The following is a 20,624-nucleotide window of genomic DNA, read 5'->3' on the forward strand; positions in this document are numbered from 1 at the left end:
GTTTTTATACATTTTTAATAAAACCCCATTATTACTTTTGAAACATTTCAATAGCAATAATGGGGTTTTATCTGATATATATATTATTTTTTTAGTTCTATAAGTTTTATGTAACTTCTGACACAAATACTTAACTATCATAAGCCTAATTGGTCAAAATTTTTTTCTTTTCTTTAAGAAATTCATCACTAAATTTCTGTTCTACTAAACAATAACAGTCAATAACATTTTAACAATAAACGCTACAATCCATGCAACTACACACTGTAACACCACTATCATTGCTGCCCAGTTTCCACCTAATTCTCTTTTTACAGATGCAATTGCAGCTACGCAAGGTGTATATAATAATGTAAATACAAGAAAAACTATAGCGGTAGTTGTATCAAATGCTGTATAAAGTGCTATATTTGTTCCACCGAAAAGAACTGTCAATGTACTTACAACGCTTTCTTTTGCTGTAAATCCTGTAATAAGTGCTGTTGATATTTTCCAATTTCCAAAACCTAATGGTTTAAATATCGGAGAAATAATACTTCCAACTAAAGCCAAAATGCTGTCTTTAGAATCCTCAACAACATTTAATTTCAAATCAAAAGTCTGAAGGAACCATATTATAATAGAAGCTAAGAATATAATTGTAAATGCTCTTGTAATAAAGTCTTTTGCCTTATCCCATATCAATCTTCCTACATTTTTTATTCCCGGAAGTCTGTAATTTGGAAGTTCCATAACAAAAGGAACAGGCTCTCCCTTAAATTTCGTATGATTTAATATTAGCGCGTAAATTATTGCAACTATAATTCCCGTAAAATATAAAGCAGTCATAACCAATGCTCCATATCTAGGGAAAAATGCTGCGGTAAACATTGCATAAATAGGCAATTTTGCCGAGCAACTCATAAAAGGAGTAAGCATTATTGTCATTTTTCTGTCTCTTTCAGATGGCAATGTTCTTGTAGCCATTATAGCCGGAACTGAACACCCAAAACCGATTATCATTGGAACAAAGCTTCTCCCTGACAGACCAATTTTTCTTAATAATTTGTCCATTACAAATGCTACTCTTGCCATATATCCACTATCTTCAAGCAATGATAGAAAGAAGAATAAAATAACTATAATCGGTAAGAAATTCAATACACTTCCAACACCTGTCAATATTCCATCAACCACAAGCGACCTCAGCACTTCATTAACCTGTATGCTAATAAGTGCTTTATCACAAGCATTTGTAACAAAATCAATAGCTATTTCCATAAGATTAGAAAGCCATGCACCTACCACTCCAAATGTCATCCAGAATATAAACGCCATTATTGCAATAAACGAAGGTATCGCTGTGTATTTTCCTGTAAGCACTTTATCTATTTTCTGACTTCGTATATGTTCAACGCTTTGCTTTGGTTCAACAACTGTAGCCTTGCAAATTTTGTCAATAAATGTAAATCTCATTTTTGCAAGAGCAGCCACTCTGTCTAATCCGCTTTCATTTTCCATCTGCAAAATGATGTGTTCAAGCGTTTCTTTTTCATTTTGATCAAGTTCAAGTTTTTTAAGCACTTCGTCATCGCCCTCTACTAATTTACTTGCTGCAAATCTTGTAGGAATCTCTTTTTTATGTGCATGATCCTCAATCAAATGCATTATAGAATGAAGACACCTGTGCATTGCTCCGCCATCTTCACCATTCGCATCACAAAAATCCATTCTTCCCGGACGTTCTCTATACTTTGCAACGTGTATCGCATGGTCGATAAGTTCATCTATACCTTCATTTTTAGCGGCAGATATAGGAACTACCGGTATTCCCAATGCTTCTTCTAATTCATTTATCTTAATAGTTCCGCCGTTTTTATGAACCTCATCCATCATATTTAACGCTAAAACCATCGGTATATTAAGCTCAATCAATTGCATTGTCAAATACATGTTTCGTTCAAAATTTGTTGCATCTACAATATTGATAATTCCTCTTGGTCTGTCATTTAAGAAAAAGTCTCTTGTTACAATCTCCTCACTTGTATAAGGCGACATTGAGTATATTCCAGGTAAATCAGTAACCAAAGTATTCTCATGTTTTCTAATCTGTCCATCTTTTCTATCGACTGTAACTCCTGGGAAATTACCAACATGCTGATTTGAGCCTGTCAGCTGATTAAATAATGTTGTCTTTCCACAGTTCTGATTACCTGCAAGACCAAATGTTATTAATTCATCATCTTTTAATTCTTCGCCACGTTGCTTAACATGGTATATTCCCATTTCTCCAAGACCTGGATGATGTAACAATTTGTCCTTACCTGATTCCGTTATCTTCTTATTCTTCGTTTTTACCTTATTATCCGATAATTTATTATCATTTTCATTGCACATATTTATTTCTATTTTTTGTGCATCCTCTAATCTAAGAGTCAATTCATATCCCCATATACGGTACTCAATGGGATCTCCCATTGGAGCAGCTTTAACATAAGTAATTTTTGTTCCCGGAATTATTCCCATATCCAGAAAATGACCTCTTAAATTTCCTTCTCCACCAACCACAGAAATAATTCCCGATTGGCTTTGCTTTAATTCTGAAAGTTTCATATGTACCTCTCTTTTGCAATTAAGGATACTTTAACTATATACTCTAATAATTAATTCATATTGATATATTACTTATCCCAAATTGCATTTGTCATTATGTATTATCCTGTACATTATAGCATCGTTTTTTACTATGTACTATATTTTTTTAATTTTAACTCTGCTTTAAATCATATCAATTTAAAACTGTCAGCAATTAGTATGTGCATTAATTAGTGTTATCACTAATATTGGGATTTTAGTTGTCAACTATTTTACGATATAGGTTGACAATTCATCTTTTACCATTTATATTGTCATATGTATGATAAAAATTGATTCAATACAACAATTGAAATCAACAATAAATACATATTCGGATATCTGTCAAATTTCAGAATATCTATACATGATTATTTTTATAAAAAAAGGAGAAAACAATGTCAACAACAGAAAATTTAACAGCAACAAAATCATCAAGCAAAGCAACAGATATAACTTTAATTGCTTTATTTGCAGCATTAATGGCAATATGTTCTTGGATTTCAATTCCATTAACAGTTCCATTTACACTTCAAACATTTGCAGTATTTACTACTTTAGGAATTTTAGGTGGAAAGCGTGGAACACTTTCTGTTATTGTCTATATTTTACTCGGAACGGTAGGACTTCCTGTATTTTCAGGATTTAAAGGTGGAATTGCTGTACTTTTAGGTACAACAGGAGGCTATATTGTTGGTTTTTTAACTACTGCTTTAATTTACTGGTTATTTACATCTTTATTCGGAAATAAATTTATTGTTAAACTTATTGCACTAGTTTTAGGTCTTGCAATCTGCTATGCATTTGGTACAGCCTGGTTTATGGTTGTATACATGAAATCAACAGGAGCCATTGGTCTTGCAACTGTTCTTGGATGGTGCGTAACACCTTTCGTTATTCCTGATTTAGTTAAACTCGCAGTTGCATTCATTATATCTGACCGTGTAACAAAAGTAATTAAGTTATAATTCGTATATCAGTCCATAAACAGACAAGCTTTATGTTTGTCACAAAAAAACTACGGCTTAAATATTAAACCTACCATTGAAAGTCAAATTTTTTAGTCAAACTTTTGAAAGGTACTTAATATTTAAGTCGTAGTTTTTTATTATTTCTTTATTAAATAGATGTCGTAGTCTCCTAACTTTGATGTCTGTGGATTGTTACGTGCTACACACTCCAACAATTCTATCCTAATGCCACATCTAAAATCATCATAATCATAAATCCAAATGCAAACCCGATTGTTGTTATATTTGAATGTTCTCCTTCTACTGATTCAGGTAGTAATTCTTCTACAACAACATATATCATTGCCCCTGCTGCAAATGATAATAAATATGGTAACAACGGTAGTACAATTCCCGTAAGCATTATTGTTATTACCGCCGCAATTGGTTCTACTATACCTGATAGCATTCCATATACAAATGATTTTTTCTTTGTATTACCTGCTGCCACCAGAGGCAGTGAAATTATTGCTCCTTCTGGAAAATTCTGAATAGCAATACCAATTGAAAGTGCCATCGCTCCTGCGAGAGTTATTCCTGTATTGCTTGCTGCCATTCCGGCAAATACAACACCTACAGCCATTCCTTCAGGTATATTGTGAATCGTAACTGCCAAAATTAACATCGTCGTTTTCTTTAATGATTTTTTTGGTCCTTCGGGTTTATCACTTCCGGCATGCAAATGAGGAACTAGCATATCCATTCCAAGTAAAAATAGGATTCCAAGCATAAATCCTAAACACGCCGGTATAAATGACAATTTTCCCATTCCTGATGACATATCTAATGATGGAATTAATAGTGACCATACTGACGCTGCCACCATAACTCCTGATGCAAATCCAAGTAAACTTTTTTGTACTTTATCATTTAATTTGTCCTTAACAAGAAATACACACATTGCTCCTAGTGTAGTTCCTATAAAAGGTATCAAAACACCAATTGAAATATTCATCTTTCACCTCCGATTTCTATATATGAACCATTCAAAATTTCGAGTATTCATTATATTTAACATTATCACTTTTACTTTTATTAATCATATGCATATTTTCTTTTTTCAATAACTACTTTTTATTTTTCTTAAATATTCTAACACAAAAAACAGCTATCGGAAAATTCTTTTAATTCACATTAAAATTCTCAAAATTAAAATATAATATTTAAATGTGATTCATTTCTTCTGATAGCCATTTTTTATTTTATGTAATAATATAATATTTTAATAATTATTATCAAAATATGTTAATTTATTATTTTTTTCTAATAATTACTTTTCTCTTAGACCATTCGCCATATACTGTTATACCTCTGCATATGCTATATGCTCTTGCTCTTACATAATACTTTTTATTTGGTTTTAATCCTTTAACTTTAAAGTTTGTTTTTGTTGAAGAATAACTGTTTGTCTTTTTAGCTGTAAATTTCTTATTTGCTGATACCTGTATCTGATATCCTTTAACATTACTTACTTTCTTTAAATTTACATATGCTTTCTTCGCACTTTTCTTCTTATAAGCCTTTTCGATTTTTACCTTTTCGATTTTTCCGGCTGAATAGTTGTTTTCAGGATTAACTGTACTTCCACTAATTTCTGCTGTCGTTTCACTTGTTGCAGTTGTTGTTTCGTTATTTTCGCTGTTTGTTGTTACATTAGCATTGTCTGTTGTAGTGCCAGGTTTATCATTATGTTTATCCGTTGTTGTAACATTAACATTGTTTGTAGTAGTATTTATCTTCGTTGTTGTTGTAACATTTTCCTTTGTTGTTTCAACAAAAGTTGTCTTTGTTGTAGGACTGATAACAGGCGTTTTAGTTGTAGTCGGTACTTTTGTTGTCTCATTTGCACCTGTATCGTCTGTTCCATAAATAGCAAGGTCATAAATTGAATATCCGTAACCAGTTGTTCTTGCTGTTCCGTTTATCTTTACATATCTTGCCTTCTGCATTGTTTTAAATGATGTTGAATCATATCTTCCACCATTTGAAACATCTTCAATCGTTGCAACAGTTGTATAATTTTGTCCATCTGTAGAAATCTGAATTGTATAATCTTTTGCAGCTGCATTTTCCCAGATTATATCTACCTGTTTAATATTTCTTAACTGACCTAAATCAATTATAAGATTTTGTGGGTCTTTACCATGTTCTGATTCCCATCTTGAATTATAATTATCGTCAATTGCTTTGTCTGCTGTGTTTCCACCTATCTGAGATGAAGCTGTAGCAGTTACTCCATTTGCTTTAACATAATCTGTACATGTTACATTGTTAGCTGTTATAGAGTCATCTAATAATGAATTTCTTTTTGAAAAAGTTGTCTTAACATCTTCTTCCTTAGGTTCTGATGGTGTGTAGCCTTCAGGGTTACCATAATTAGCATAGATTTCTCCTAATTCAGTTAACTCTCCTGTACTATTTGTCCATAAAGCTGATGCACCATTGTTTTCATCTGTGGTATTAAATGAGAACCATGAATATCTCTCAACATATGGTCTTGCATTTAATCCATCTATAACTGTTGTCATAAATTCTTTCAAAGATTCCCTGCCATATGTATTACTATATCCCCATCCGCTTACAGCAAATTCAGTAACCCAGATTGGTTTATGATACATTTGATATGTCTTATCAACAACATCTGTTAAAAATGTATTTGCTCCTGCTGCTCCACCATAAGTTCCATAATAACAATGTAACGGAATGAAATCTATTGTGTCATGGTCTATGCTATCCATAAAAGTTCTAAACCATGTTCCTCCACTCCATGATGGACTTTGCGCCGGTGCCGGTGCGCCTAAATGATAACTGTTTCCTAAAAATTTATACCAGTTGTTTATAGCGGTATTAACATTTATATTACTTCCACCTACATCACCACCCATATCAGGTTCGTTGTATGCAAGTAAATATTTATAATTCTTACTTGCAATTGATGGAATCGCATTTTCAGCTTTTGTTCCCCAAATCATTGGAACGTAATCCATTCCTTTGTATGCTTCATATGAAAATGGACCTGTACCCCAGTTGTAATACCATCCCATATTCATCTTTCTCGGATTCAAATTAACTCCCATGTCATTATTAACACATAATCCCTTTTTCGTAATTGAAAAATAGGAAACCAGTGTTGAAACTGATGTTCCATTTGTATAAAAAGCCTTAACAAAAACTGAATACATCTTTACCTGAGTTGTATAATACTCATACTTTGTCTCTGTTGTTGTTGCTTTTTTTAGTCCATCAATGTACAACTCATATTCTTTTACAGTACCGGGTGCCTGAGTCCATTCTATGTCAAAATAACCCGCACCTTTTAACTCGTTGTCCCATGGGCTAACTATTTCAAACTTTTCTGCTCCCGTAACATTTGTTTTAACATTACAAAATGGCATGCCTGCAACAATCATAACCACAGACATAATAATTCCTAAAAAACGTTTGCTACACTTCATATTTCATGTCTCTCCTTATTTAGTTTTTACCCATTCAATTTTCCTGTATATGAGTATATCAAATTCTTTATAAAATTAAAACGTTTTTAGACAATTTATACAAATTTTACTATTTTTTCATATTCGTTTTGTGCACTACTATTAAAAAAAGAGAAGTTCTGGAATATTTTAACTTCAGCACTCCTCTTTCTATCACATTATTTAATTCTTATAGTTCATATACTCCTACTTTAACTCATTTAAACATCATATTATTTAATTCCTGTAACCTTATATTCAAGTTTTTCAACTGTTTCCTTTAAAACATTGTTATCCACATCCTTAGTTAATTTAACAACAGCTTCATTTTTTTCATGATCTGCAATAGCACTTTCTACTCCATCAATTGCTTCTAAAGCAGTCTTTACTGCCTTTTCACAATGTCCACACATCATTCCTTCAATTGTCATTATTTTTTCCATTTTCTTTGTCTCCTTTACATTTAAATTTGTATCATTATTTTTAACATTACAATCCAAATCACATTTTTCACTTGAAAATACTTTTGCTTCATTAACACTTACAGTATTATCACCATCGCTACTTTCATCATTTTTATGAACTTTAAATAAATTCAATCGTAATGCATTTGTAACTACACATACACTTGATAAACTCATTGCCGCTGCTCCAAACATTGGATTTAATTTTAATCCAAATAATGGGAACCATACGCCTGCCGCAAGAGGTATTCCTATTACATTATAGAAAAATGCCCAGAATAGATTTTCGTGAATATTTCTCAATACACCTTTACTTAATCTTATTGCTCCAGGTACATCTCTTAAATCACTTTTCATTAAAACAACACTTGCCGCATCAATTGCAACGTCTGTTCCTGCTCCAATTGCTATACCGATGTCTGCTCTTGTTAATGCCGGTGCATCATTTATACCATCACCTACCATGGCTGTCTTTCCAGTTTCTGAAAGTTTGCGGATTATTTCTTCTTTTCCCTGTGGTAAAACTCCTGCATAGATTTCATCCACGCCTGCTTTCTTTCCTATTGCCTGTGCTGTCTGCTCATTATCACCTGTAATCATGACAACCTTAATTCCCATATTCTTAAGATTCTTAACAGCTACTATGCTTTCTTCTTTTATTACATCCGCTACTGCAATAATTCCAAGCACCTCTTTGTCTTTACAAAAATACAATGGAGTTTTTCCTTCTTTTGCAAATTCGTCTGCCTTCTTTTTAAGTTCATTATTTATATTTGCAAATTTATTTATATATGCAAAATTACCACCTGCTATATTATTTTCTTCATATTCACCTTTTAATCCATATCCTGCATCAATTGAGAATTCACTAATTTCCTGTTTTTTAATATTATTATTTTTTCCATATTCAACTATTGCTGATGCCAAAGGATGTTCGCTTTTACTCTCCAATGCGTATGCAATCTTTAACAACTCATCCTTATCTTTTCCAACAATATCTGTTACAACCGGTTTACCACTTGTAATCGTTCCTGTTTTATCCAAAGCAACTATCCTAGTTTTTCCTGTATTTTCAAGAGCTACCGCATTTTTAAATAAAATATTATTTCTAGCAGCTTTTCCATTACCAACCATTATTGCTACCGGTGTTGCAAGTCCTAATGCGCATGGGCAACTAATTACTAATACTGATATTCCTCTTGCAAGAGCAAAGCCTACTTCTTTTCCTGCAACAAGCCATACAACTATAGTTATAAGTGCTATCACAATTACAACAGGTACAAATACTCCTGATACTTTATCTGCTGCTTTTGCTATAGGAGCCTTTGTTGCTGCCGCATCACTTACCATATGAATTATTTGTGACAAAGTGGTATCCTCACCTACTCTTGTTGCCTTACATTTAATAAAACCTGACTTATTAATTGTTGAGCCAAATACTTCGTTATCCACCGTTACATCTTTTGGAACACTTTCTCCTGTAAGGGCTGACTCGTCAATAGCACTGCTTCCTTCTATTACGATTCCGTCTGTAGGAATACTTTCACCTGGTCTTACAACAAAAACATCTCCTATTGTCACCTTTGAAATATCCACAACTTTTTCAGTTCCATTTGCATCAATTATTGTAGCCGTTTTTGGTGCAAGCTTCATAAGTCCCTTTAGGGCATCTGTTGTTTTTCCTTTAGAAAATGATTCAAGCATCTTACCTAGTGTAATTAATGTAAGAATCATTGCTGCTGATTCAAAATAAAATTCATGCATATAATGATGTACAAGTTCCATATTTCCATCAACCTGTGCAAATGTCATTGCATACAGCACATACAAACTATATCCAAATGAAGCTCCTGAACCAAGTGCTACTAAAGTATCCATATTAGGAGCTTTATTTATCAATCCTTTCAATCCACTTACAAAAAATTTTTTATTTATAATCATTATTATAATTGTAAATAGCATCTCCGTAAGTCCCATGGCAATATGATTCTTTTCAAATGCATCCGGAACCGGGAATCCCCACATTGTGACACCCATTGAAACATACATAAGTGGCACAAGAAATATTAATGACCATATAAATCTGTTTCGTATTTTCTTTGTTTCATCTGAATTATCAAGTTCTTCTATCTGGTCATCCTCTGATTTTGTTTTTTCATTCTCCTGTGGTTTTGCCTTATATCCCGCATCCTCAACTGCCTTCATTATTACTTTAGGATTGACATTACCCTCAACTATCATTGAATTCGTAAGTAAATTCACCGCTACAGAATCTACCCCATCTACTTTGGAAACAGCTTTTTCCACCCTGCTACTGCATGCGGCGCAGCTCATTCCATATACTGAATATTTTTTCAACGTTTATCACCTCGATTGCTATTTATTATAATTGACTTCGTCAAATTAATTGTTTTATTTAGTTTCATAAATTCACTTATTCAACTTAATTTACTTATTTAATTTAGCTTAACATATTTATTTCATTAATTTCTGTAGTGTAGCAACTAATTCATCAACTACTTCTTCATTACCCTGTTTCAAATTATCAACTACGCAGGTTTTAATATGATTAGTCAATAATACTTTACTAAAGCTATTTAAAGCAGATCTGATTGCTGATACCTGCACTAACACATCTGTGCAATATGCATCATTTTCAATCATATTCTTAACACCTCTTACCTGTCCTTCAATTCGGTTAAGTCTGTTAATCAAATCCTTATATTCTTTTTCTGTTCTTTCTTTTGTTTTATGACTACAGCAACTATGGTCTTCAACAGTACAGCATTTGCTACATTTTCCACTTGCTGTTGCCTGAACTTCTTTTTTATTTTCTTCCAAAATGGCTCCTTTCATACACCTTTATTTATATTAGTCTTTTATTTTTCCCATTTGCATTATATACCCCTATAGGGTATATGTCAAGTTGTTTTATTTATCTTTATATCAACAAAAGTTTTCTCTATTATTTGTCTTTTGCTTCGTATTTATTTGCTTTTTAACTTTATTTTTTAATTTGGTTCTATAAACATAAACTTATCCTACATAAAAATACTCCCTCTGCCGTTTTATCCGGCAAAGAGAGTATCATTGTTACTATCATATTTATTATGTCGAAGTTATTTATGCACAATTATTTGTGCTATAAAAAGATGTTGTGGCAAAAGATCAAAACCTTGATGCCTACGGATTGTTCCGTGCTACGCACTTCCGCAATCCTACCAATCATATAAACATATTACTTAAGAAATCCATTAACAATCTGTTCTTCTGCTTCTTCTTCGCTAAGGCCTAACGTCTGTAACTTGATTAACTGTTCGCCTGCAATTTTACCAATTGCGGCTTCATGAATTAATGAAGCATCTAAATCATTAGCTGTAATTTCAGGTAAAGCTGTAATCTTAGCATTATCCATTATAATGGCATCGCATTCTGAATGGCCTGTACATTTTGCATTTCCATTAATTACAGAATAAAATGCCTGTTTTGAATTGCCTTTTGCAACTGAACGTGAAATAACATTTGCACTTGAACCGTCCCCATTCATATCTACATTGAAATGAGTTTCCGCGAACTGGTTTCCATGTGTCATAATTCTTTCTGTAATAACAATCTTTGCATCTTTGTCTAATTTAGCTTCGGTGATACGGTTTGTCGAATCAATTCCTTTAATCTGAACTGTCTCCATTTCCATATAACCACCCTCTTCAATATTAACAATTGTAGTAGGATTCATTACATTTTCACCATTTCCATCACCATTTCCATAATGTTTTTCAACATATTTTACTCTGGCATTTTTTCCAATATAAAATGTATGAATACCATCATGACGTGATTTCTTATCTCCACCATTATGTATTCCACATCCTGCAACGATAAGCACATCTGCTCCTTCGCCAATATGGAAATCATTGTATACACATTCTTCTAATCCTGTTTTACTTATAACTACAGGAATATGAACGCTTTCATTTTTTGTTCCCGGTTTAACGTAAATGTCAATACCGTCTTTATCTTCTTTTGTTACAATATCAATATTAGCAGTTGTATTTCTGCTGTCTTTTTTGCTGTTTGCCCTTATGTTGTATGCGCCTGCCGGAATTTCATGTAATCCAGTAAGCTGTTCAAATAATTCCATCTGAATTTTGTCCATGATTTTCCTCCTTATGACTGTAATTTGGCACATGGGCCATTATTTTCTGCTCCAAGAACCATCGGAAGAATTTCTTCTTTACTTCCGTGTGCCTTGATAACTCCGTCTGCTAACAAAACAATTTCATCTGCAATATCAAGAATTCTTTCCTGATGAGAAATAATTAAAATTGAGTTTTTATTATTTTTCTGCATTTTTTCAAATACTTTAATAAGGCTGTTAAAACTCCACAAATCAATTCCTGCCTCTGGTTCATCAAATACTGAAAGTTCTGTTCCTCTTGCAATAATTGTCGCTATTTCTATTCTCTTTAACTCACCACCTGAAAGACTTGCATCCACTTCACGGTTAATATAGTCTCTTGCGCAAAGTCCTACTTCTGAAAGATATTCGCAGGCTTCACTAATTGTAAGCTGCTTTCCTGCCGCTATTCTAAGTAAGTCAATAACTGTGATTCCTTTAAATCTTACAGGTTGCTGGAACGCAAAACTAATTCCCAATTTTGCTCTTTCCGTAATAGACATATTTGTAATATCTGTGCCATTATATAAAATCCTTCCTTCTGTTGGCTGATTAATTCCTACGATTAATTTTGCCAAAGTAGACTTTCCACTTCCATTTGGTCCTGTAATGGCTACAAATTTGCTTTCATCAATATTCATACTGATGCCGTTTATTATATTTTTCACACTGCCATTTTCATCGTTTACGCTAAACTTCACGTCTCTTAACTCAAGCATATTGTATAACTCCTTTTCCATTGGCACTGCTGACTTTTGCAATTGCCCCGTTTATCATTGAGAACTGAGGTCCTTTATGTCCGATATCCGCATCAAATATAACCGGAACGTCTAAATCTCCTAAAATAGACATAACTGCCTCATTATATGGCTGTTCTATCCACGTATTATACATCAATGGCCTTCCAAATACAAATCCCTTTACATATTTAAAATATCCCATCTGTTTCATTTGCCATAAATGTGTTATTAACGTAGTATCACTAAAATCAAAGCTTTCTAAGAACCATATAATACCATCATCTTTATATTTATGAATAAATTCTTCTGTTCCGTCATACTTTGTTCCGATTAAAAAGCAGATAACATCAAGGCATCCTCCTATTAATCTTCCTGACATTTCAATCTTCTCTTCACCACGTCCGTTTATCCAGCATACTTCTTTATCTTTATAGTATCCTTCAAAACCTGTTTCATATTCATGGCGGTCGGATTCATAATAGTCAAATGATTTCTGAATTCTTACATTTCCCTCTAACACACCTAATGCATTGCTTACAGCCGTTTGCCATGGGTTCATGCCAAAATCTCCAAAATTACATCCATAAACAGATGCCACATCACATTTTGTCATAATGGGAAATACTAATCCTGTATTATCTGAATATCCCTGAACCCATTTTGGATTTGCCTTAATTTTTTCAAAATCCACATATTCAAGCATCTCCATTAAATAATCCCCACCTGCGGCACAAAATATTCCTGAGACTTCATTTTTATCAAATAATCTGTTAAATTCTTCTGCTCTAATTTTTGCGGTATTGCTTACGCCTCTTTTATCAGCCTTAAAAACACTGTCAGTAAATTCAACATTATATCCTCTGTTTTTAAGTTGCTCTACCCCTTTGTTAAATCTTTTTATTTTAATTTCATCTGTTATTCCATTTGACGGGGCCGTAACAGCTATAGTGTCATTTTTCTTTATATACTTTGGAAAAATCATTATTGTCTCCTTTGTCTATGCTCAGTAAAACTTATTTCATCGCCAAGCGTTACAGAGTATATTATTTCATCTTCAACTTTTTTATCTGTAATCTGCTCAATTGCTTCTTTATAGTAATCTAACTGAACACTGTATTTATCATACAATTGTTCCATTTTTCTTACTTTGTCAGTTTTATAGTCTACTACATAATACCTTCCATTTTCAATAAAACATACGTCAATAATTCCCTGAATTACAACAAGTTCCTCTGAATCGGTATTTGGATTCACTTCACAAGCCTTCTTTCCAAGAAGAAATTTCTGTTCTCTAAACAGCTCTCCTCTCGACTGTGCCTGTTTCATTCTTTCAAATAAGTCTGTTTTACTAAAAGCAATAACATCATTTTCATTTATACAATCTGCTCCTGCCTTATCTATCAGACCTCTCTTAACATAACCATTAATCATTTCATTAACAGACTCTACTGTATATTCAGGCAAATTCAAATCCATAAGTTCAAATATCCTATGATAAGCTGTTCCTCTGTTTGCACCTGTTAGCTTTTCATGAAGCTGTTCGTCCGATTTTGCAAAATCAGGAATTATATCCGGCAAATCTTCTTTAAATATTTCCATACCATCCTGCTGCTCATCATATTCATGTAATGCCTGTCTCTTGATTTCAGTAACACTTGCCTTTGCACTTATATTTACATCCTCATAATACGGATACTCCCAATTTAAGTTTTTATTAAGAATCTCCTCTGTTATCTTATCATATGTTTTTTTACCATCAATTTGAAGCAATTCCTGTTTCTTAGTATTATCATCATTTAACTCAATATACTCTTTTAGTTTATCATCTTCTGTTTCACCACAAATTGCTGTTATTCTTACACTTGCATCAGTATTGTACAATTCTTCATTTTGTGCCTCTGTAAAACTATCATAATAATTTAACAACTCATCTGCGCCTTTGTTTCTTGATGTAGCAAGCAATATCCAATCCATAAAATTGTTAATGTCTGTAATTTCACTTCGTGTTGCCTGTAAATATGGATTTCTTCTGTATCCACTTATTTTTTCGATTTCCTTTTCTATATCTTTTACCGCACCGGTTACAATAAGTTTTTCCTGTGCTCTAGTCATTGCAACATATAAAAGTCGAAGTAATTCAGCTTTATTTTCTTTTGTAATTGCATTTCTTATAACACTTTTTACAAGTGAACTGTCTTTTACTTTCAACTCATGATTAACATAATCCATTCCGATTCCATACTCTTCATGGATTGCAATTGCATCTTTTTCAGGTCTGAATTTTGATGTAGCATTTGCTAAAAATACTATAGGAAACTGTAATCCTTTGCTTTTATGAATTGACATTATTCTTACAATATTATCACTTTCATCTACTGACAAAGCTTCTCCTTCTTCTCTTACAACCTTAACTTTCTCAATGTATCTGATAAAGTTAAAAAGTCCTGAATAGCTGGAATTTTCATAAGCAACTGCTTTTTCTTTCAATTGCTCAATATTTTTTATTCTTCTTAATCCTGAAGGAAGTGCCATAATATAATTTTCGTATCCGTTTATTTTAAGTATTTTATCTATAAGGTCATATACTGTTATATACGGAATTTCTTTTCTTAAGTTATTAATAAGATTCATGAAATTTGTAATCTTATCAATAAGTTTCTCATCATCTCCATCATATAAGTATGACTTTAATTCATCATATAAACCGCTTTCTTCATCATTAATGCGGATTTGTGCCAATTCACTTTCAGAAAAATTAAACATTGGCGATAGCATTATGCCTGCAAGTGGAATATCCTGTCTTGGATTATCTAAAACATTTAAAAAATTTAGTACTGTTAATACTTCTTTTGCATCATAAAATCCCGTTTTTGTTTCAGTGTATGCCGGTATTCCATATTTTTCTAAAACATCAACATACTGACTTGAAATTCCTTTTATTCCTCTTAAAAGAATAACTATATCACTATACTTTGCATTTCTTAAATTTCCATCTTTATCCTGAACCTTCATTCCAAAATCAGGGTCTACAATCTTTTTAATCTTCTTTGCAATTTGTTCCATTTCATATTCTTTGTCACCCTCGATTAAAATAATATCTGTTGAATTATCCTGTGTATCAGGCAACTCTTTAAAAGTTGCACCACATACTAATCTGTTGTTATCTATATATTCAATTCCTCCTGTATGTCTGCACATAATCGTATCAAATATGTAGTTAACGCTATCTATTACTTTTTTTCTACTTCTAAAGTTTTTATCAAGAATTATTTTACGTTTTGGTGCATTAGTTTCTTCACTGTAAGTATCATATTTTTCTAAGAATAAATTTGGATTAGCAAGTCTGAATCGGTAAATACTCTGCTTAACATCTCCAACCATGAAAACATTATTAATTCCAGCTCCATTTGAAATGCTTGTAAGTATCGCTTCCTGCACTGTATTACTATCCTGATATTCGTCAATCATTATTTCTTTATACTGTTTTGACATACTTATAGCTACATCTGACGGAACTATTTCTCCGTTTTCATTTTCATATGTTAAAATATTTAAGGCATAATGCTCCAAATCTGAGAAATCCATTATGGCATTTTCTTTTTTTGCCTCTTTTAGTTTATCCATAAATTCTAAGGCAAGGTCTATTATTACCTGAACCTGACTCTTCATCACATCTATTTCTTCTAATATTTCATCAATATCATATGACAAATAATCAGCCACCAGTTTATTTATTTTTGTTCCAACTTCACTTTTTATTGCCTTAACCTGTTCTGCTTTTTCAGGATTTAAGGCTTCTGGTTTGCCTGGAAGTCTTGGAATTTTATAATCTCCTAATGAATTTTTTAATGCTCTGTAGGATTGTTTTTCCATTGCAAGTTTACATGTTCCATGCATATCTGTTAAAGCCTTTATATAATTTACGGGACCGTCCGGCTGTTCACATATATTTATGGCATTTTCAAGTTTTTTGCATATATCAGGCATAATATTTTTAATATCACTAATATTTTTTACCATCCAGGGCTTATTGTTTAAATCATTTTCATCTGAAACAATATAATTATCAATGCATGACTTAACCCATTTTTCAGGATTTACATGACTTTCAGATGCAGTGTAAAGTTCCATTATCAGGTTTGTAACACTGTCATCTGCCTTAGACGCTTTATACTGCTCGATAAATTCCATAAATTCAGGTTCAGCCTCTTCATATCTGTTTGTAATGATTTCATCTAAAACATCTGCCTTTAAAAGTTCAATTTCACCTTCATCTCCAATTTTGTAATCCGGATCTAAATCTATTTTTTCAAAATTTTCTCTTACAACAAATGAACAAAAACTATCAATTGTTGTAATCCTTGCCGTATTTATCAGATTTATCTGCTTTTGTATATGCTCATTTTCAGGATGCTTCGCAATAATTTCATCTAATGCATTTCTTACTCTTTCCTTCATCTCAGAAGCTGCTGCCTTTGTAAATGTAACGACTAAAAGATTATCGATATCTACCAGATTATTTTCATCTGTCAATAATTTTATAATTCGCTCTACCAAAACTGCGGTTTTACCTGAACCGGCTGCCGCAGATACTAATATATTTTGGTCTCTTGCATCTATTACTTCTTTTTGTTTTGGAGTCCAATTTGGCATATTTATTTTTCTCCTTCCGAATCTTCATACATCTCATCTAACTTAGAAATTACTTCAGGCAATTTATACCCGGGAACCTCCGTATACTTATCTCCTGCATTTACATCAAAACTACACATGCCTGCATATGGACAATATGTACATGCCTTTTCTATAGGATTAACATCAATATTTCCCTCGCAAATTTCTTCTTTAAACTTCTCTGCCATATCTGAAACATAATTAATAAGTTCACCAAAATGCTTATTATCAATCGCCATTACATCTGCATAATAACTTTCATCTCTTTTAATTCTCACAGGAATAATATCCGAAGATTTTTCCATATTTTCATCTATATTTTTTAACACGTTGATATCGTCTGTAAAAATACCCGACATCTTATACTCTTTAAATCTTTTCTTATTGATTTCACAGGCAAGTCTTTCCTTTAGTTCTTCTTTTGTCAACGAACCGTCTTTCATGATTTTATTTTTTTCTGTTTTTGTCAGACCATTAGTATAAGGGTCTTTAATTTCATAATAAAATGCGCCTGCCGGCAAAACCTGTTTGTCCTTATATTTTTCCTGTTCTCTTTTTATTACATCTCCTAAATAAATAAGAAGCTGCATCTGTGTGCCGAAAAATGTAGAACTGATTTCAAATTTCTTTGACCCGGATTTATAGTCAATAATTTTCACATACACTTTTCCGTCGTTAGGATCTTCGTACAAATCCACTCTGTCTACTTTTCCGTGTTCAACTACCGACTCATAATAAGCCGGTTCAAACTTTCCTGCATTGATATGACTTTTTAATATCTCTGTAGTATTTATAGTTGTTTTTAAAATTTTTTTTGCAATATATTTATTTCTTGCATCACTTGAAATGGCATTATTTTCATATTCCTCAAATACGATATTTACACATTCTTCAACTAATTTCTGTATATCTTCGTCTGTTAAATTTCTCCAATTCAGATTTTTATTTCTTAATTTTCTGCAAAACAACTCTAACGAATAATGATATAAATTGCCAATATCATATGCAGCTATTTCAAATTTTCGTCTTTCTGAAAGCCTTAGACCATTAGCTAAAAACTGTGAATATGCACATGCAGCATATCTTTCAAGTCTTGTAATACCAATGTTGTGTCTGTTACCATACAGTCCTCTGGCAATTTCCGGCAGTAATTTTGGATGTCTTGATGTATAATAAATTCCTTCTATTATCATCTTTACAGCATTTTCTACTTCCCTGTTCTTAACAAGATTTGCAATCATCTGCTTTGTCTCATTATCCCCATCAAGGCTCTTATTTTCCTGCATTCTGTTTGTTATAAATTCTAACGCCTCTGTGATGTTTGTAATATCACCCGGAACATTTTCCTTACTACTTTCCTTTATTTCTTTTATTGATGGAAACATTCTGTTTATCAAAGTAAGAATATATGATTTTCTTAAAACTTCACCATCCATGCCTGATGTGCTATATGAAAAGTAGATTTTACCTGTAGGCTTTGCAAATAATGCATACAAATAAAATCTTTCAATATATATATTTTCTTTAGCCGTTGGCGCCAATACATAATTAGCTGAGCGCAAAAATTCTCTTTCCATATCCGTAATTATTCCGCTACCACTATTTGCAGAAGGCACAAGGCCGTCATTTACTCCTGCAAAAAAGATAATTTTCTTAATATCTTTTAATCTTGTTCTTTCCAAATCACCAACCATTACCGTATCAAGACCTGGAGGAATTATTCCAACTTTCTGACTTGCAAATCCTGATTCAACAATCTGTCTGAACTCTTTTACCGATACAATTTCATCACCTAAAAATTCCACTAGCTTATTAAGCATTTCTATAATGGTTTCATAAATCTGTTCGTATTCTTTTGCTTCATCCATTCTGCCTGCTTCATCACATTCCACTTTGTGTTTTTGTATCTTAAGCTGCCAGTCATTGTCTAAAATAAATTTGTAAATACTCTTTGTAAAATTAGTTATATCTGCATTTTTTATCTTTAAGTCTTTCCTCAAATCAGAAAACATTTCTATAATTTTTTCTCTTATCAAATTAATATTTTCCAATTCCTCTTCGCTAATATTTTTATACTGCTTTTCCCATTTTCTGTTGTAACTGTTAAATCCTCTTCTTCCTGACTGAAGTACATAATTTTCAATTATATCAATATCTTCTCTGTCAATATCCGTAATTCCTAATTTTAAAAATCTAAATAAACTTTCATATGAAAAATCTTTCTCAACCACTTCAATTGCAGCTACTATACCGTCAATAAAAGGATTTTTAGATATGTCCCTCTTATAATCTATAAAATTCGGAATACCTGATTTTCTAAATTCGTCCTGAATAAATCTATAATATCCTTCCATATCCGAAACTACTACAGCGATATCTTTATATTTATAATTTCCTGTAATCATCAACTTAGAAATTTCATTTGCAATCCATCCTGCCTCTTCTTTTGGATTAGATGTTACATGCATTTCTAAATTTTTGCACTCTTTATCATAATGTTTTACAACTCTATTTCTAAAGATATTTTCTTCTAAATAGCAAAGTTCATCATTATCAGCAATTCGTATCGGTCTTTTTCCTTTATTTACAATAACCATATTTTCGATTTCAACACTATTTCTTATTGCCAATTCTCTTAACTTTACAATTGTTTCTTTGCTGAGTGCAAACAATTCTCTGTCATTATATCCGTTAAAATCAGCTTCATTTTCAGGAAGAGTTATTGCGACAGTAACCTCTCTTGAATATTTTATTAATTTTTCTAAAACCATATACTGAATAGGTGTAAACCCTGTAAAACCGTCAATATAAATATGCGTTTTTCTTATTTTTTCTGACTTTTCCATTACATTACAAAAAATGCTCAACACTTCTTCAATCGTAATCATTTTTTCATTTATGTAATTGTCAAATTCTTCCGCAATCGTTTTAGTATCAATTAATTTATTTCTTAAAATGTTATGACCTTTTACATCATCAATCATCTTTTCCAAATCTTGTGTTCTATAATTATATTGCTTTAATTCGGTTATTAAAGTTTTTGCTCTATCCACAAATCCCGGCATATTTGCTTTGTTATGATAATACTTAAGGTCTTTTTTGCAATTTTCTAATACTTTACGGACAACGAGAGTTTTTCCCAAATCGTCCATAACCTTAATATCTGTCATTCCAAGTTCTTCAAATATACCAAATGCAAGTCTCTGAAAACTTACTACCTCAGTGTTAAAACTTCCGTGTCTATCTGAAGCAAGCAAAATTTCTCTCTGGGCTTCCATTGAATACTGTTCAGGAACCAAAGCTATATAATCTTCATTTCTATTTTCATATTTTGAAGCGTTATTTGTAAGTCTTTCATATAATAAATGTGACTTACCTGAACCTGCACTTCCTACAATAAATGTTAATGACATATCCGTCTCCATTCTTTATATTTCCTTAAATGATGCGGGGTTCAAACCATTTGACCCTGG

Annotated in this window: 11 protein-coding genes; 1 reads left to right on the forward strand and 10 read right to left on the reverse strand. The window is 32.2% G+C overall.

The annotated features are described in order from the left end of the window. Positions 1 to 204: 204 nt before the first annotated feature. Positions 205 to 2,592: a ferrous iron transport protein B gene (gene feoB, locus ABMA45_RS01780; RefSeq protein WP_022088167.1), complete on the reverse strand. Its 2,388-nt coding sequence runs from the start codon at positions 2,590 to 2,592 to the stop codon at positions 205 to 207. A gap of 419 nt (positions 2,593 to 3,011) precedes the next feature. On the opposite strand from feoB, the gene ABMA45_RS01785 reads away from it, so the two are divergent. Beyond that, the gene (locus ABMA45_RS01785; protein ID WP_022088168.1) at positions 3,012 to 3,581 is read left to right on the forward strand and encodes a biotin transporter BioY; all 570 of its coding nucleotides are present in this window, start codon (positions 3,012 to 3,014) and stop codon (positions 3,579 to 3,581) included. A 220-nt stretch (positions 3,582 to 3,801) separates the two neighbouring features. Here ABMA45_RS01785 and ABMA45_RS01790 read toward each other — a convergent pair whose 3' ends face one another. From ABMA45_RS01790 to ABMA45_RS01830, 9 genes are all read right to left on the reverse strand, one after another. Next, positions 3,802 to 4,578: a ZIP family metal transporter gene (locus ABMA45_RS01790; RefSeq protein ID WP_022088169.1), complete on the reverse strand. Its 777-nt coding sequence runs from the start codon at positions 4,576 to 4,578 to the stop codon at positions 3,802 to 3,804. 298 nt (positions 4,579 to 4,876) lie between these two features. Next, on the reverse strand, positions 4,877 to 7,078 hold the full coding sequence (locus ABMA45_RS01795) for a glycosyl hydrolase (protein WP_022088170.1): 2,202 nt from the start codon (positions 7,076 to 7,078) through the stop codon (positions 4,877 to 4,879). A 251-nt stretch (positions 7,079 to 7,329) separates the two neighbouring features. Beyond that, positions 7,330 to 9,918: a heavy metal translocating P-type ATPase gene (locus tag ABMA45_RS01800; protein WP_022088171.1), complete on the reverse strand. Its 2,589-nt coding sequence runs from the start codon at positions 9,916 to 9,918 to the stop codon at positions 7,330 to 7,332. 117 nt (positions 9,919 to 10,035) lie between these two features. Then, positions 10,036 to 10,401 (reverse strand): metal-sensing transcriptional repressor, encoded by a 366-nt coding sequence (locus tag ABMA45_RS01805; protein ID WP_022088172.1) that lies wholly within the window; start codon positions 10,399 to 10,401, stop codon positions 10,036 to 10,038. Between the two features lie 397 nt (positions 10,402 to 10,798). Beyond that, the gene (locus ABMA45_RS01810) at positions 10,799 to 11,716 is read right to left on the reverse strand and encodes a SufB/SufD family protein (RefSeq protein ID WP_022088173.1); all 918 of its coding nucleotides are present in this window, start codon (positions 11,714 to 11,716) and stop codon (positions 10,799 to 10,801) included. An 11-nt stretch (positions 11,717 to 11,727) separates the two neighbouring features. Further along, entirely contained in the window at positions 11,728 to 12,456 is a 729-nt protein-coding gene (locus tag ABMA45_RS01815) for an ABC transporter ATP-binding protein (RefSeq protein ID WP_022088174.1), read from the reverse strand. After that, positions 12,449 to 13,459 carry a S66 family peptidase gene (locus tag ABMA45_RS01820; protein ID WP_022088175.1) on the reverse strand — a complete coding sequence of 337 codons (1,011 nt, stop codon included), beginning with the start codon at positions 13,457 to 13,459 and terminating at the stop codon, positions 12,449 to 12,451. The genes ABMA45_RS01815 and ABMA45_RS01820 overlap by 8 nt, the downstream gene beginning before the upstream one ends. Next, positions 13,459 to 17,130 carry a helicase-exonuclease AddAB subunit AddA gene (gene addA, locus ABMA45_RS01825; protein WP_022088176.1) on the reverse strand — a complete coding sequence of 1,224 codons (3,672 nt, stop codon included), beginning with the start codon at positions 17,128 to 17,130 and terminating at the stop codon, positions 13,459 to 13,461. Before addA ends, ABMA45_RS01820 begins: the two co-directional genes overlap by 1 nt. 2 nt (positions 17,131 to 17,132) lie before the next feature. Next, positions 17,133 to 20,564 carry a PD-(D/E)XK nuclease family protein gene (locus tag ABMA45_RS01830; RefSeq protein WP_022088177.1) on the reverse strand — a complete coding sequence of 1,144 codons (3,432 nt, stop codon included), beginning with the start codon at positions 20,562 to 20,564 and terminating at the stop codon, positions 17,133 to 17,135. Between the last annotated feature and the right edge of the window lie 60 nt (positions 20,565 to 20,624).

Source organism: Eubacterium sp. CAG:156 (assembly GCF_000434315.1).
In the GTDB taxonomy this organism is placed as follows: domain Bacteria; phylum Bacillota; class Clostridia; order Lachnospirales; family Lachnospiraceae; genus Eubacterium_U; species Eubacterium_U album.

Coding starts and splice junctions, on each gene's coding strand:
- addA (WP_022088176.1), bottom strand. CDS start 17,130: ATGCCAAATTGGACTCCAAAACAAAAAGAAGTAATAGATGCAAGAGAC.
- ABMA45_RS01795 (WP_022088170.1), bottom strand. CDS start 7,078: ATGAAGTGTAGCAAACGTTTTTTAGGAATTATTATGTCTGTGGTTATG.
- ABMA45_RS01820 (WP_022088175.1), bottom strand. CDS start 13,459: ATGATTTTTCCAAAGTATATAAAGAAAAATGACACTATAGCTGTTACG.
- ABMA45_RS01815 (WP_022088174.1), bottom strand. CDS start 12,456: ATGCTTGAGTTAAGAGACGTGAAGTTTAGCGTAAACGATGAAAATGGC.
- ABMA45_RS01785 (WP_022088168.1), top strand. CDS start 3,012: ATGTCAACAACAGAAAATTTAACAGCAACAAAATCATCAAGCAAAGCA.
- feoB (WP_022088167.1), bottom strand. CDS start 2,592: ATGAAACTTTCAGAATTAAAGCAAAGCCAATCGGGAATTATTTCTGTG.
- ABMA45_RS01810 (WP_022088173.1), bottom strand. CDS start 11,716: ATGGACAAAATTCAGATGGAATTATTTGAACAGCTTACTGGATTACAT.
- ABMA45_RS01790 (WP_022088169.1), bottom strand. CDS start 4,578: ATGAATATTTCAATTGGTGTTTTGATACCTTTTATAGGAACTACACTA.
- ABMA45_RS01830 (WP_022088177.1), bottom strand. CDS start 20,564: ATGTCATTAACATTTATTGTAGGAAGTGCAGGTTCAGGTAAGTCACAT.